General features: G+C 61.6%; 12 protein-coding genes and 1 pseudogene. 10 read left to right on the top strand and 3 right to left on the bottom strand.

Annotation, left to right across the window (positions count from 1 at the left end; genetic code table 11):
* The first annotated feature begins 164 nt into the window (after window positions 1-164).
* Window positions 165-1,286 carry a DNA polymerase IV gene (dinB, locus tag LB569_RS10290; RefSeq protein WP_411970205.1) on the top strand — a complete coding sequence of 374 codons (1,122 nt, stop codon included), beginning with the start codon at window positions 165-167 and terminating at the stop codon, window positions 1,284-1,286.
* 24 nt (window positions 1,287-1,310) lie between these two features.
* Here the strand turns inward: dinB and ligD are convergent, their stop codons facing one another.
* Window positions 1,311-3,440, bottom strand: a complete 2,130-nt coding sequence (gene ligD, locus LB569_RS10285; RefSeq protein ID WP_224692129.1) for a DNA ligase D — start codon at window positions 3,438-3,440, stop codon at window positions 1,311-1,313.
* Here ligD and LB569_RS10280 point away from each other — a divergent pair.
* From LB569_RS10280 to LB569_RS10265, 4 genes are all read left to right on the top strand, one after another.
* Complete coding sequence (locus LB569_RS10280; protein ID WP_224692128.1) at window positions 3,375-3,554, top strand: DUF3606 domain-containing protein; 180 nt, start codon at window positions 3,375-3,377, stop codon at window positions 3,552-3,554. The genes ligD and LB569_RS10280 overlap by 66 nt on opposite strands.
* A gap of 18 nt (window positions 3,555-3,572) precedes the next feature.
* The gene (gene xth / locus LB569_RS10275) at window positions 3,573-4,349 is read left to right on the top strand and encodes an exodeoxyribonuclease III (protein WP_224692127.1); all 777 of its coding nucleotides are present in this window, start codon (window positions 3,573-3,575) and stop codon (window positions 4,347-4,349) included.
* 111 nt (window positions 4,350-4,460) lie between these two features.
* Entirely contained in the window at window positions 4,461-5,129 is a 669-nt protein-coding gene (locus tag LB569_RS10270; protein ID WP_224692126.1) for a DUF6088 family protein, read from the top strand.
* Window positions 5,126-6,166, top strand: a complete 1,041-nt coding sequence (locus LB569_RS10265; protein WP_224692125.1) for a nucleotidyl transferase AbiEii/AbiGii toxin family protein — start codon at window positions 5,126-5,128, stop codon at window positions 6,164-6,166. The genes LB569_RS10270 and LB569_RS10265 overlap by 4 nt, the downstream gene beginning before the upstream one ends.
* On the opposite strand, the gene LB569_RS10260 is transcribed toward LB569_RS10265, so the two are convergent.
* Both LB569_RS10260 and LB569_RS10255 read right to left on the bottom strand, forming a co-directional pair.
* Window positions 6,153-7,040, bottom strand: a complete 888-nt coding sequence (locus LB569_RS10260) for a hypothetical protein (RefSeq protein WP_411970209.1) — start codon at window positions 7,038-7,040, stop codon at window positions 6,153-6,155. The genes LB569_RS10265 and LB569_RS10260 overlap by 14 nt on opposite strands.
* A 453-nt stretch (window positions 7,041-7,493) precedes the next feature.
* Window positions 7,494-8,386, bottom strand: a pseudogene (locus tag LB569_RS10255) (LysR family transcriptional regulator).
* Between the two features lie 150 nt (window positions 8,387-8,536).
* Here LB569_RS10255 and LB569_RS10250 point away from each other — a divergent pair.
* From LB569_RS10250 to LB569_RS31925, 5 genes are all read left to right on the top strand, one after another.
* The gene (locus tag LB569_RS10250) at window positions 8,537-9,727 is read left to right on the top strand and encodes an MFS transporter (protein WP_224692123.1); all 1,191 of its coding nucleotides are present in this window, start codon (window positions 8,537-8,539) and stop codon (window positions 9,725-9,727) included.
* Window positions 9,724-10,194 carry a cyclophilin-like fold protein gene (locus LB569_RS10245; protein WP_224692122.1) on the top strand — a complete coding sequence of 157 codons (471 nt, stop codon included), beginning with the start codon at window positions 9,724-9,726 and terminating at the stop codon, window positions 10,192-10,194. Before LB569_RS10250 ends, LB569_RS10245 begins: the two co-directional genes overlap by 4 nt.
* 20 nt (window positions 10,195-10,214) lie before the next feature.
* A complete protein-coding gene (locus LB569_RS10240; RefSeq protein WP_224692121.1) occupies window positions 10,215-10,610 on the top strand; it encodes a cupin domain-containing protein in 396 nt (131 codons plus the stop codon).
* Between the two features lie 31 nt (window positions 10,611-10,641).
* The gene (locus tag LB569_RS10235; RefSeq protein WP_224692120.1) at window positions 10,642-11,385 is read left to right on the top strand and encodes an SDR family oxidoreductase; all 744 of its coding nucleotides are present in this window, start codon (window positions 10,642-10,644) and stop codon (window positions 11,383-11,385) included.
* A gap of 255 nt (window positions 11,386-11,640) precedes the next feature.
* A complete protein-coding gene (locus tag LB569_RS31925) occupies window positions 11,641-12,666 on the top strand; it encodes an MFS transporter (protein ID WP_224692119.1) in 1,026 nt (341 codons plus the stop codon).
* The last annotated feature ends 732 nt before the right edge of the window (window positions 12,667-13,398 follow it).

The raw sequence follows: 13,398 nt of genomic DNA, 5'->3' as shown, positions 1-13,398 counted from the left end.
CAAACAGTCTTCCCAATGGATTTCGGGGCTGGTATGTTCCTTATTTGTTCTCTTTGGCCCTCCTGAGTCAATCCGACTCGTTGCGCCGCTTCGAGAGTTGATTGCAGACTGCGCTCGATCGAGTTGCGGTCTGACGACATGGCGGTGTTCGGAGAGTGGGCGCAGTGAGTGCGATAGGGGACGATGATCGGGAGGTGGAGGCGCCGACGGAGCCTGCCGTTTTGCGCAAGATCATCCACGTGGATATGGATGCGTTTTACGCTTCGGTCGAGCAGCGCGACAATCCTGAGCTCAGAGGCAAGCCCGTGGCGGTCGGTGGTTCAGCCGCTCGTGGCGTCGTGGCGGCAGCAAGCTACGAAGCGCGCGCCTTTGGGGTACGGTCGGCACTGCCATCTGTCACTGCCAAGCGTCGCTGCCCCGAGCTGATCTTTGTCACACCGCGCTTCGACGTCTATCGGGCGGTCTCGGGACAGATTCACCAGATCTTCGCCGAGCATACGGACCTGATTGAGCCACTGTCGTTGGACGAGGCTTATCTCGACGTAACGCAAAACAAGCAGCACATCCCCTTTGCAACCGAGATGGCAACGCTGATCCGCGCCCGGATCAAGGAGGTGACCGGGCTCAACGCCTCGGCGGGGATCTCCTATTGCAAATTCCTGGCCAAGATTGCGAGCGACCTCAATAAGCCCAACGGCCAGGCGCTCATCACGCCGACGATGGGGCCTGACTTCGTGGCTAGGCTGCCGGTAAAGAAGTTCCACGGCGTGGGGCCGGCGACTGCCGCGAAGATGGAGAGGTTGGGCATAGAGACGGGTGCCGATCTGCGCGAGAAGCCACTAGCTTTCCTGCAGCAACATTTCGGCAAGTCGGGAATCTGGTATTATCAGATCGCCCGGGGGATTGATGAGCGGTCGGTTCAGCCCGACCGTCCGCGGAAATCCGTCGGCGCCGAAGATACCTTTGCGGTCGATATCTTTGCCCTTGATGCGGCGCGCGCCGAGCTGGCACCGCTGGCCGAAAAGGTTTGGCGCCATTGCGAAGCCAAGCACCTTTCCGGCAGGACGGTGACGCTGAAGGTGAAGTTCACCGATTTCCAGCAGGTAACACGCAGCCGTACCCTTCCAAGGCTCGTGCTGGGGGCCAATGAAATGCTTGAGGTGGCACAGAGCCAGCTCGCCGACCTGTTCCCGACCGCGAAGGGCATCCGCTTGCTGGGTGTGACACTGTCATCTTTGGAAGGCAGGGACAGCGTCCCGATTGCGGATCAGCTAGGACTGTTTTGATGCGATCCAGACCGAGCTGGTCGGCTACTGAACCGCTTTGCGCATACGGTCCGTAAGCGTCTGCTCGACCTCGAAATACCCATCCCAGGCATCCGGCCCTTGAGCCCTCGCCGCAGCGGCAAAAACGTCAAACGCATTGGCACTTGTGAGCGTTGGCAACTCTTCCCAGGTTACGGGGACCGCGCAGGAGGCGCCGGCCCGCGCTCGGGTCGACCAGGGGCAGATTGCCGTGGAGCCCTGCCCGTTGCGCAGATAGTCGATGAACATACGGCCCTTGCGCCTGGCCTTGCTCATGTTCGCGACGAAGCGGGACGGATCGGTACGGGCCAGCAGTTCGGCGAAATCTTGGCAGAAGCCTTTGACCTCCTCCCAGTCAGCTTCGGGGACGAGCGGAACGACGACATGCACGCCCTTGCCGCCGGACACCAGCGGCCAGGATTGGAGGCCGAGGGCCTCCAGAACCCCGCGGATGTCGAGCGCGGCCTGCTGGACGTCGCCAAAGCCCAGGCCCTCGTCGGGGTCGATGTCGAAGATCATGCGGTGCGGCAGGTCAGGCTGCTGGCGCAGGCTACCCCAGACGTGGAACTCGAGCACGTTCATCTGAACGCCGCCGATCAACCCGGCCAGGTCATCGACCCAGAGGATGCGGCTTTCCTTGCCCGACATCTTCTCTAACCCACCATCATGGATGGCCTTGGGCATGCCAGGTAGCTTGTGCTTCTGAAAAAAGGTCTGCTGCAGGTCGCCATCGGTGTCGCGGACGAGCGACAAGGGCCGATCCTGGATATGCGGCAACATCTTCTCGGCGACCGCAGCGTAATAGGCGGCGAGCGTCGCCTTGGTCACCTCTGTGCCTGGATACATGACCTTGTCGGGATGGGTCAGGGTCACGCCAACCGCGCGTGCGATCTCCTTGCCCATGGCGGGATCGAGATTGGCCGTAGCGGTGGTCGCGATGGGCATTTCCATCACCACCTGGTCGGCGCGCTTGTCTTCGCGCATGCCTTGAAAGCTTGGATGGCGCAGACTGCCATCTGGTGTCACTTCGGAATAGGCAACCTCGGCTACGAGTTCGGGCTTCACCCACCTGGCGCGACGCGCGATATCGCGCGGCACGGATGCGAAGGCAGGCCTGTCCAGAAGCCGCTTTTCCAACTGCGCCAGAATAGACTTGCGCATTGCCTCGGTGAAGCCAGTGCCGACGCGGCCGCGGTAGATCAGCTTGCCGTTCTCATAGGTGCCCAGGATCAGCGAGGCCATGCCGCGGCCGGTGTCGCTTGGCCGGTAACCGCCAACGACAAACTCCTGTCGTTTCGTGCACTTGATCTTGAGCCAGCTGTCGGTGCGGTCGCCGACATAGCGACTGTCCGCGCGCTTGGCGATGATGCCCTCGTGGCCGCCGGCGCACATGGTGTCGAAGACCTTTTTGCCGTTGTCGGCGATGTGGCCGGAAAACTGCAGGCTGTCGTCCGGGTCCCTCTCGCCCAGCAGTTCCGCAAGCCGTTCCTTGCGCTCGAGCAGGGGCCGGCCGGACAGATCCTCGCCGTTCATTTCCAGCAGGTCAAAGGCGTAGAACTTGAGCGGCATGCCCGCGGCAATGCCGGTCTTCAGCATCGAGAAGTTGGTGCGGCCCTGGCTGTCGATGGCGACGATCTCGCCGTCGACGAGCGCCGAGCCCTTGGCCAGTGCTTGAAGCGGCGGCAGGATCACCTTGAACTGGCGGGTCCAGTCGTGGCCGTTGCGCGTGTAGACCACGACCTCCGGGCCGGCGATGGCGACCTGGGCGCGGTAGCCGTCGAACTTCATTTCGAACAGCCAATTGCTGCCCACGGGTATGGCGTCTGTCAGCGTGCAGAGTTGGAAAGGGCGAAACCGAGGCGGGGGGTACTTCGGGGTAGATTCTGAGTCCCGGCGCCGAGGGCGCTTTTTGCTGAGGGCGGCCTCTACGGCCGGCATGCGGAACTCGAATACATGGCTCGATTCAATACCCTGAATGGGATTCGGTTCCAAATCGGCATTTCGAGACATTGAACCGGAAGAGTCTGGCTGCGTTGTTGGGTCTGGAATGGCAATCTTTTGGAGGATGAAATGCCCAATACAACAACACGTGGACGCAACCAGGACCGCGCGAAGGTCGCTGGTGGACAGGATCATGAAGTGAAATACGAGGCGGGTAAGACCGGAGCGAGCAAGGCCGAGGTGAAGTCAGCCGTGAAATCGGTCGGGAACAGCCGCAAGAAGGTCGAGGATAAGCTAGTTAAGAACTGAACCACGGCATCGGGCTAGATGTTCCGGGTTGCCACGTTCAATGTAAACGGCGTCAATGGTCGCCTGCCGGTCCTCATCGCTTGGCTAAAGGCCACGCGCTATGACGTCGTCTGTCTTCAAGAACTCAAAACCTCGGACGAGAAATTTCCGGCCGAGGCGATCGGCGACGCTGGCTATGGTGCAATCTGGCACGGCCAGAAATCCTACAACGGCGTCGCTATCCTGGCTCGCGGAGCTGACCCGATCGAGCGCCGACGCGGGCTCCCTGGCGACCCTGACGACAGCCATAGCCGCTATATCGAGGCGGAGGTCAGCGGGCTCGTTGTCGGCTGTCTTTACCTGCCAAACGGAAATCCCGCCCCGGGTCCCAAGTTTGACTACAAGTTGCGCTGGTTCGACCGTCTGATCGGCTACGGCCAAACTCTTCTCCAGGAGGGCGCCCTGACAGTGCTGTGCGGCGACTATAATGTCGTCCCAACTCCGATTGATGCCGTCGTCCCGCGACGATGGATCGGCGATGCGGTTTACTTTCCCGAGAGTCGCCAAGCCTATGCCGAGATGCTCGAGGATGGCTGGATCGATGCGGTCAGGCGCATCCATCCTGAAAAAGGAGTCTACACGTATTGGAATCACTCATACGGCGGCGGCTACGACAAGAGTTCTGGCTTGCGAATGGACCATCTGCTGGTCAGTCCCTCGTTGTCGCCCAAGCTTCGCGGTGCGGGGGTGGATGTTGATACGCGTGGGTGGGAGAAGCCGAGCGATCATGCGCCGGCATGGATCGAGCTTGAGTAGCCCGAGTTTGAGCGACTGTGGCTCCAGACTTCGCGCCCGTGTCCGAAGTTTGTAGCATTCTTCGGACGTCATCCTCTTGCCTATGTCCGAAAATTGTCGCATATTTCGGACATGACGCCGGTCGAACACGACACCGATATTCGCTCCCGCGTGCTCGCGCGCATCGAGTCCAAGCCGGAGGAGGTCTGGACCCCGGGCGACTTTGCCGATCTCGGCGCGCGCGCCGCGGTGGACAAGACCCTGCAGCGATTGGCTGCGGCTCAAGAGCTTCGCCGGATCGACCGCGGTCTCTATGACCGCCCGCGGACCAATACTCTGACCGGTCGCGCCACCGTGCCGGACTATCGCGCCGTGATCCGGGCGGTGACACGCCGCGACAACGCGCGCGCCGTCATCGATGGCATGACGGCCGCCAACGATCTTGGGCTTACGACGGCCGTACCAGCGCGGATCGAGGTGCTGGTCGATGCGAGATTGAAGCCGATCAAACTCGGCAGCCAGGAAATCCACTTCAAATACGCCGCGCCGAGTCGTCTCTATTGGGCGGATCGGCCGGGGATGCGGGTCGTCCAAGCGCTACATTGGATGCAGGACATGCTGACCCAGGACAGCGAGCGCAAGCGGATCGCGACCATATTGCGCCGCCTGCTTTCCGATCCCAAGCACGGCGAGGCGATCCGCGAAGATCTGCGCGCCGGTCTTTCCGCCGTGCCGATCTGGATGCAGGAGTTCCTGCGCCAACTCCTCAGCTCAACCGCTGGGCCGGAGGGCAAGCCATGACGACCGCCGCCTACCGTCAGATTATTGCCGCACCGCCACGGGACCGGCTCGATCTATTCCTCGCCACGGCAAACCGTATTGGCGCCCCGGTCGGAAACGTCGAAAAGGACTTCTGGGTCTGCTGGACGCTCAACGCGCTTTATCACGAACGGCCGGCAGGAGAGCCGCGGCTGCTGTTCAAGGGCGGCACGTCGCTGTCGAAGGGTTATGACCTCATCAAGCGCTATTCCGAGGATATCGACGTCACGGTGTTCCGTGATGACCTCGAGGAGCCGGCGTCGGTCGAAGAGCTCGAAGCGCTGTCAAACAAGAAGCGCCGCGCCAAACTGGACGCGATCCGAGATGCCTGTCGCGCCTATATTACCGGCCCGCTCAATGCGTTCCTCGCCGCCCAGTTGGCGGACGTGACCGACGGGGCGGGTCGCGTGGAAATTGACGATGCCGATCCTGATGGGCAGACCCTGCTGCTTTGGTATCCCGAGGTGGAACCGGGCGATGGGGCTTATGTCCGACCGGCGATACGTCTCGAATCCGGCGCAAAATCAGCGCTCGATCCCCACGGGCCGCTGACGATAACGCCCTATGTGGCCGGTGACGCGGCCGGCATTGAGCTCGCCGTCCCGGACGTCACCACGATCGAAGCGACGCGCACCTTCTGGGACAAGGTAGTGATCGCTCATGGACTGCGTCGCTGGTATGAGCGGCGCGGTGAATTGCGGCAGGCGGGGCAGCGGGTTTCGCGCCACTACTACGACCTGCACTGTCTCATGCAGTCGGAAACCGGCAAGACCGCGCTGGCCGACCTCGATCTCGGCGCCGACTGCGTGCGTCATGCGCGCATGTTTTTCGATCGGCCGGACTATGATCTTGCCTCGGCAGTGCCGGGGACCTTTGCGATCGAGCCCGCGACCAAGATGGTCGATGCGCTTGCGCGCGACTACGCCAACACGACTGCGATGATCTTCGGCACCCCGCCAAGCTTTGACGGCATCCTAGCCTCGGCCCGGCAGATCGAGCAGAGCATCAACGGCGGGTAATTGTTCGCAGCCGCGTCCGCCTTCTCTCCAATGCGCGAGCCATCTTTCTTGCGGCCCTCAAATCGTCGAGAGTCGGCTGCCACCAAACTGTTCCATCGATCTTCGTCTTGGATCGCGAGGGCCAGGTCTTGATGAGCTCATCGAGGTCGGCGGGACGCCATTGCCCCCAGACATAATTATGGTGGTCTGGAAGGTCGGAGTAGTGGGAACGAAGTATCTCGCCGTCGACGGACTCACCATCGCATCCGTCGAAGACGACGACACCAAAGCTTCGTGTCATTACGGGCCGGCCAAAAGGTGGAAGATCGGCGGGGTCGAGCGGATAGCGCCTGCGGCGGCGTTCTATAGCACGTGCGCGTGACGCCAGGTCTTGCGGAGACCCCCGCCTCTGCGCCGCGCGCTGCTTTCGCGCTTCGGGCTCGTTGCGAATGGCGGCCGCCTCGATTTCCGCCCAGCGTCGATGCAGTTGTTCGTAGGAGCGAAAAGGCACTGTCCAAGCGCGCCTGTCGGGATCCCAAGACGCAAACGGCACGTCGCGCATCGTGTTTACCACCGAGCGAGAATATGGTGTTTGCACCTCCAGCCGATCCTGGTGCACGAGCAGATACTTGGAAACGATAGGATCGAAGGCGTAGGCGTCGCGTCCCATGCTGTCAGCATGCACGTTCGATCCGGCTAATTCTTGCTCCAGCCAACGATTGAAGCGCCGAGCGGCGGTCTTCCCCGGGACAAACCAGGCCTTGAGTTCATCGCTCCAACGGGCCCGGGGAAAACTCTTCCGGAAGCGTTCGACGGTGATCCTGTCATAGGGGAACAAAGCCGATGCGCCCGTTGGGACATCGTCATTGGAACTCGACCCATCCGTTCTCTTCATGATCATGGCGCCGCACCTCACCGCATCTCTGCCAGGAGAACGCTTTACGAAGGCGCAAGTGCCCTTGGCGTCGATGTCGGCGAGAAGTCCCCATTTTGCAGGAGCCGAACGGGCCTTACCTTAGTTCGCGAGGGCTTGGTCGATAGCGCGATCGGCGATCCAGCGGCCAATGCAACAAGGTCTGCGCTTTTCTCAGAAGGCCGAGAGGCCGATCAAGCTGGATCTGCGCCAGCTTTCTTGATTCGACACCGGCCGCTCCTCGGCCGTTGAACGAACTGTCCGGTGTCAGGGCGAAACTGCCTGGAGCAGCCATCGCAAACAAGCTCAAAGTTGGCTGGGTGATGATCGTTGCTGTCGCAAGATCTGAACGGTGAAGGCCTCCGCGATCTGCGGTGGAACGTCGCCACCCGCATCGTCCCCTCAGCAAACCAGCGAGGAGTGGCTTGGTTGGGGTCAGATGCGATGGCGGAGTGCCTCGACGATCACCGCCATCGCAGGCGAGAGCTGCCGCCTGCTCGGGTAATAAAGGTGATAGCCCGCAAATGGCGGACTCCAATCGTCAAGCACGAGCCTGAGGCGTCCGCTGGCGATGTGGTGGCTTACGAGATTTTCCGGGACATAGGCGATCCCGCAACCGCGTATCGCAGCCTCGATCATGGGTATGGACGAATTGAAGGTGAGTTGGCCTTCCACCCGCACGCGAAGGTCGCGCCCATCCCTGGCGAATTCCCAGGCATACAATCCGCCGAAAGTCGCCTGTCGCATGTTTATGCAGTCATGATCGACCAGATCCTGGGGTGTGGTTGGCACCGGATGGTGGGCAAAGTACTCCGGCGAAGCCACGGCCACGAGCCTCCAATCCGGACCGATCCGCACCGCGATCATATCCCTGTCGATGCTCTCGCCGAGCCGCACGCCTGCGTCAAAGCGCTCCTCCACAATGTTCTTCATGCCGTTGTCGCTGTAGAGCTCGACGCGCACGTCGGGATAGTCGCCAAGCACGGGCTGCAGCTTCGGCCAGACAGTCGTCTGGAGCGCATGGTCGGACAGCGTGATGCGGACCGTTCCGGAGGGTTTGTCGCGAAAGGCCACCAGGCTGCAAGGTCGGCCTCGATTTCGTCGAAGCGCGGGCCAAGAGATTGGAAAAGTCGCTCGCCGGCCTCGGTCGGGGCAACGCTCCGCGTCGTGCGCGTCAGCAGGCGGACGCCAAGACGAGCTTCCAACTCCTTGATCGTCGAGCTCAGAGTCGACTGCGAGGTTCCGAGCTTGGCCGCCGCCCTGGTAAAGCTGCGTTCCTGGGCGACCGCCACGAACCACAGAAGATCCTTCATGCCATCGCGCTGCATAGGTCACCTCCAACGGCATTTATATCACAAGCAGATAAGTCCATGCGAATTCCTCAGTCTAATAGAATGGGTTCCGCGTCGATATATTCCGGGCATGGCGACGGGGATGGCGGCTGATCCGCTCCCGGTCGCCTTGCAAGGATGCCAATTATGGAAACGACCTACGACACAAGGTCCCTCGAAGACCGCGCCGCATGGGGAGCGGTGCTCTCGATGTCGTTGTGCGTCTTCGTGCTTATTGCTTCGGAATTCATCCCGGTCAGCCTGCTCTCCCCGATCGCGGCCGATCTCGGTATCACCGCGGGCCGCACCGGACAGGCGATCTCGATTTCGGGTGCTTTCGCCGTCGTGACCAGCCTGCTGGTCGCCGGCCTCACGCACCGGATAGACCGCCGGCTGGTCGTGACCGGCTTTACCCTTCTCCTCATCGTCTCCGGGCTCGCTGTCACCTTTGCGCCGAATTACGCGTTTCTCATGGTTGGCCGCGCGCTGCTCGGAATCGCGATCGGCGGCTTCTGGTCGATGTCGACCGCGATCGTCATGCGCCTGATGCCGCAAGACATGGTTCCAAAAGGCCTCGCCATGCTGAACGCTGGCAATGCCATTGCCGCCACGATTGCCGCACCGGTGGGTAGCTTTCTTGGCGCCTATATCGGCTGGCGCGGCGTTTTCTTTCTCGTCGTGCCGCTCGGTCTGCTGGCGCTGGTCTGGCAGTGGATCAGCCTCCCAGCGCTGCCCCCGCGCCAAAGGAAACGTCCAGGCAATCCGCTGGCGCTGCTGGGCCGTCTTGCAGTCGCCATCGGCATGGCCTCGATCATGATGCTGTTCATGGGCCAGTTCGCGCTTTTCACCTATCTGCGCCCCTTCCTCGAGAGCGTCACCCGGCTTGATATCGCCGCGCTTTCGGCGATCCTGCTGGCGATGGGGCTGGCGGGGGTCCTCGGTACCTGGTGCGTCGGCCGGCTTTTGCGGACGCGCCTGTTCGGCATTCTCATAGTCATCCCGCTGGTCATGGCCGCGCTAGCAGTTGCGCTCGTCGCCCTCGGTGCCTCGCCAGTTCCCACAGCGCTGCTGCTCGTTGCCTGGGGTTTCTTCGGCACGGCCGCGCCCGTTGGTTGGGGCACGTGGCTCAGCCGCACGTTGCCGGACGACGCGGAGGCTGGCGGCGGGCTGCAGGTCGCCGTCATCCAGCTCGCAATCACCGGGGGCGCCGCCATCGGCGGCACGCTCTTCGATACGGTCGGCTGGTGGGGAGCGTTCACTTTTGGCTCGGTGTTGCTCTGCGGATCGGGGCTTGCCGCCTTCGCCGCATGGCATATGGCCCGGAGATCCTCGCAATGATCATCGAGCATGCGACGCTCAGCCGCCGGACACTGCTCGGCGCCGCGCTCGCGGTGACGGCCTTGCCGCGCGCAGCCGCCAGCCAAGAGGGCAAGGCCTCAGCCAGCCAGGAGCCCACCGACATGACGATAAGGATGACTTTTAACGGCCGCACCATGACCGCCACGCTCTACGACAATCCGTCGGCGCGCGACTTATTCTCCATGCTGCCGCTGGACCTCAAGATCGAGGACTACGCGCATAACGAGAAGATCGCCTATCTGCCGCGCAAGCTAACCGAGGAGGGAAGCGGTCCGTTCGCCAACGAGCAGCCCTATGACCTCTGCTATTTCATGCCGTGGGGCAACCTGGCGATGTTCTACGAGGACTACCGCCACCCCGGGCTGATCAGGCTCGGCCGCTTCGACGGGGGCGAGCAGGCCCTGCATGTGCGCGGCGAGTTCTCGCTCCGCATCGAACGCATCTGAGGACACAAGGGAGATCAGTTATGGACATTCTTCGCGCAGGCACGAGGCCTTCCGGCAAAGGCCCGGCGGACTGGTTCACCGGCACGGTGCGGATCGATCCGCTCTTCAACCCCTTCGACGCCGCGCGAGTCCAAGGCGCTCAGGTGACCTTTGAGCCGAGCGCGCGCACAGCCTGGCATACTCATCCGCTTGGTCAGACGTTGATCGTCGTCTCCGGGCTCGGCCGCGTCCAGCGCGAAGGCGGCCCGATCGAAGAAATCCGTCCCGGCGACGTTGTCTGGTTCGGCCCGGGCGAAAAGCACTGGCACGGCGCGTCAGCGGAAACCGCCATGGCTCATATCGCCCTCCAGGAGGTTAAGGACGGCAAGGTCGTCGACTGGATGGAGCATGTGACTGACGCACAATACGGCGCTTGAGAAATCAAACCATCAACTTTGGAGAACTGCCATGATCAAGGACAAGGTCGTAATCATCACCGGAGCATCGTCAGGCATCGGCGAAGCAACCGCGAAGCTGCTAGCGAGCAAAGGCGCCAAGGTCGTCCTTGGCGCGCGGCGCGCCGATAGGCTGAAGCAGATCGCCGACGAGATCGCGAACAACGGCGGTCAGGCGGCCTACAAGGAACTGGACGTGACGAAGCAGTCCGACAATGACGCTATCGTCGAGTTGGCCAGGAACGCGTTCGGCCGCGTCGATGTCATGTTCCTGAACGCCGGCCTCATGCCGATCTCGCCACTATCGGCACTGAAGACCGACGACTGGCACCAGATGGTCGACGTGAACGTCAAGGGCGTCCTGAACGGCGTCGCCGCGGTGCTGCCGGAGTTCCTAGCACGCAAATCCGGACACATCATCGCCACCTCTTCAGTCGCCGGGCTCAAGGCCTACCCGAACGGCGCGGTCTACGGAGGCACGAAATGGTTCGTGCGCGACTTCATGGAAGTGCTGCGCATGGAGTCCGCCATGGAAGGGACTAACATCCGCACCGCGACCATCTATCCGGCGGCGATCAACACGGAACTGCTTGAAACGATCAGCGACGAAGGAACGGCCACCGCGATGCAGAATACCTATGACAAATACGGAATCTCGCCCGATCGGATCGCTGACGTGGTTGCGTTCGCCATTGACGCACCGGAAGACACCACGATCAACGAGTTCACGGTCGGGCCCGCCAACCAACCTTGGTGATCCGAACCGAAGCCCCGCAAACAAGGTCATCAGATTGCTTCCGAAAATGACACACCTGCCGACATCGTCAACACCAGTGCGTTCGGTCGCTGTTAGCCTGCTGGCCCCCATGGCAGCGGTGTTGGCCGGGTTTGTTGTCATCGGCGCAGCATTGCCTGTGCTTCCGCTGCACGTCAGCCACAATCTGGGATTCGGTAGCGTCATTGTCGGCATGGTGGCAGGAACGCAGTTCGCGGCGTCACTGGTTTCACGCGTGTGGTCGGGTTCCTTTGCCGACGAGAACGGAGGAAAACGAGCCGTTCTGCTGGGGCTGGTTACCGCAGCGGCTGCCGGGTTGTTCTATCTTGTGTCCTTGCCGTCGCGAATTCGCCCGTTCTCTCCGTCTCGATCCTCGTCGTCGGACGCGCAGTGCTCGGCGGTGCCGAGAGCTTCATCATCACAGGCGGCGTGGCCTGGGGCCTGGCACTCGTGGATGCCGGGCATTCCGGGAAAGTCATTGCATGGGTTGGCACTGCGATGTTCGCGGCATTGGCCTTCAGCGGACCTTTCGGAACCATGCTGTTCACCGCCTACGGTTTTGCGGCGATAGGACTGCTGACCACATTATTGCCGTTGCTTGTATTGGGATTGCTGATGCGAGCGCCAAACCCTCGGACACAACTGCGGCAGAGAAAATCCGATTTTAGAGCAGTTTTTGGCGCGGTATGGCTGCCAGGCGTTGGTGCGGCACTCGCCAGTGTCGGCTACTGCTCAATCCTTGCCTTCAGCTCCCTTCTGTATACCGACAATCATTGGCGACCGGTCTGGGTTGGATTTACGGCGTGTGGAGCGGCGCTGATCGCAGCGCGTGTGGTCTGCGGTCATTTGCCTGACAGATACGGCGGTGCAAAGATCGCCCTGCTGTTCGTGCTGGTGCAGTCAGCCGGGCTTCTGCTCATCGGGTTGGCACGAAGCAGTGTGCTTGCTTCCTTCGGAGCCGCGCTGGCGGGCCTAGGCTACTCCCTGGTCTACCCCGGGCTTGGCGTGGAGGCGGTTGGTGGCACATCTCCGGAAAACCGCGGCTTGGCGATGGGCATCTACACGGCCTTTCTGGATGTCGCGATGGCTCTAGGAAGCCCGGCGTTGGGATGGGCTGCCGATCGAGCAGGTTTGAGCGTTGTCTTCTTTATCAGCGCCGGTGTCACCTTTTGTACAACCGCCATTGCATTGCATTTAGCGTACAACGCCCATCGAAGCCAGCAGGCGGACGGCTACCCACATCTGTTAAACCGGCCAAAGTAGCCATTCAATCGCAAGGTTGAAAATGACCGCGTGCGGCGCGACGGCGACCTCCCCGAGCGGTCGCCTGCAACGTCGGCTTTCGGAATAGGCAAAGCTGGCCTCTAGGCCCGGCTTCGAGGCGCAAAGCTGCCGTCGAAATCGGACCCGCGTACGCCGCGATCCATTGTCCGGAGGGGTTATCCAGACTAAACATTGTGGCTGATCAAACGGGTCGCCACGATCGCAGCTCGCTCGCATCCTCAGGAATGCTGACGCCGATTACGTAGCCCAACGAGACGCAAAACACCTGTTGGCAGGGGCCAAGCGATCTTGAAGGCCATCTCGATTCCTGCGAGCTTCTCACGGTCAACGGAGGGCACACCCATGGCACATAAAATGGCCCAAGTGCGCCGGTCGAAGACAATAACTAATAGCCCACGACTCCACACAATGCTGCGGCAGTTCCTAAGCTAGAGCATATTGGCTTCGGAACGAGCCTCGGCTCGGCCTGACACTTGTTGCGCTAGGGCAAGTGAAACCGTGATCTCCTAAGGGAATCCTCAGCAAATAGGCTTCACTAGACCTCTGCTACATTTAGGAGCATTCTCCCGCTTGGGGAGATAGTGTGTGGATAGGTCTCGTTACGACAATCGTTCTGATCGCTGGCGCAAGCGCACTGGAGCAAAACGCTCTCGTGCACTGCGGCGGGCAAGTGTCCCGCGACGGTTGATTTTCGTCACCGCTGCTGCAGTC

Source organism: Mesorhizobium sp. BH1-1-4 (genome assembly GCF_020165665.1).
Taxonomy (GTDB): Bacteria; Pseudomonadota; Alphaproteobacteria; order Rhizobiales; family Rhizobiaceae; genus Mesorhizobium.
This window is presented reverse-complemented; position numbering and strand designations above follow the sequence as displayed.

Excerpts from the sequence above, each read along its gene's own strand:
- LB569_RS10235 (WP_224692120.1), top strand. The coding sequence starts at position 10,642 with ATGATCAAGGACAAGGTCGTAATCATCACCGGAGCATCGTCAGGCATC.
- LB569_RS10250 (WP_224692123.1), top strand. The coding sequence starts at position 8,537 with ATGGAAACGACCTACGACACAAGGTCCCTCGAAGACCGCGCCGCATGG.
- LB569_RS10280 (WP_224692128.1), top strand. The coding sequence starts at position 3,375 with ATGCCCAATACAACAACACGTGGACGCAACCAGGACCGCGCGAAGGTC.
- xth (WP_224692127.1), top strand. The coding sequence starts at position 3,573 with ATGTTCCGGGTTGCCACGTTCAATGTAAACGGCGTCAATGGTCGCCTG.
- LB569_RS10260 (WP_411970209.1), bottom strand. The coding sequence starts at position 7,040 with ATGAAGAGAACGGATGGGTCGAGTTCCAATGACGATGTCCCAACGGGC.
- LB569_RS10270 (WP_224692126.1), top strand. The coding sequence starts at position 4,461 with ATGACGCCGGTCGAACACGACACCGATATTCGCTCCCGCGTGCTCGCG.
- ligD (WP_224692129.1), bottom strand. The coding sequence starts at position 3,440 with ATGATCCTGTCCACCAGCGACCTTCGCGCGGTCCTGGTTGCGTCCACG.
- LB569_RS10265 (WP_224692125.1), top strand. The coding sequence starts at position 5,126 with ATGACGACCGCCGCCTACCGTCAGATTATTGCCGCACCGCCACGGGAC.
- LB569_RS10245 (WP_224692122.1), top strand. The coding sequence starts at position 9,724 with ATGATCATCGAGCATGCGACGCTCAGCCGCCGGACACTGCTCGGCGCC.
- LB569_RS10240 (WP_224692121.1), top strand. The coding sequence starts at position 10,215 with ATGGACATTCTTCGCGCAGGCACGAGGCCTTCCGGCAAAGGCCCGGCG.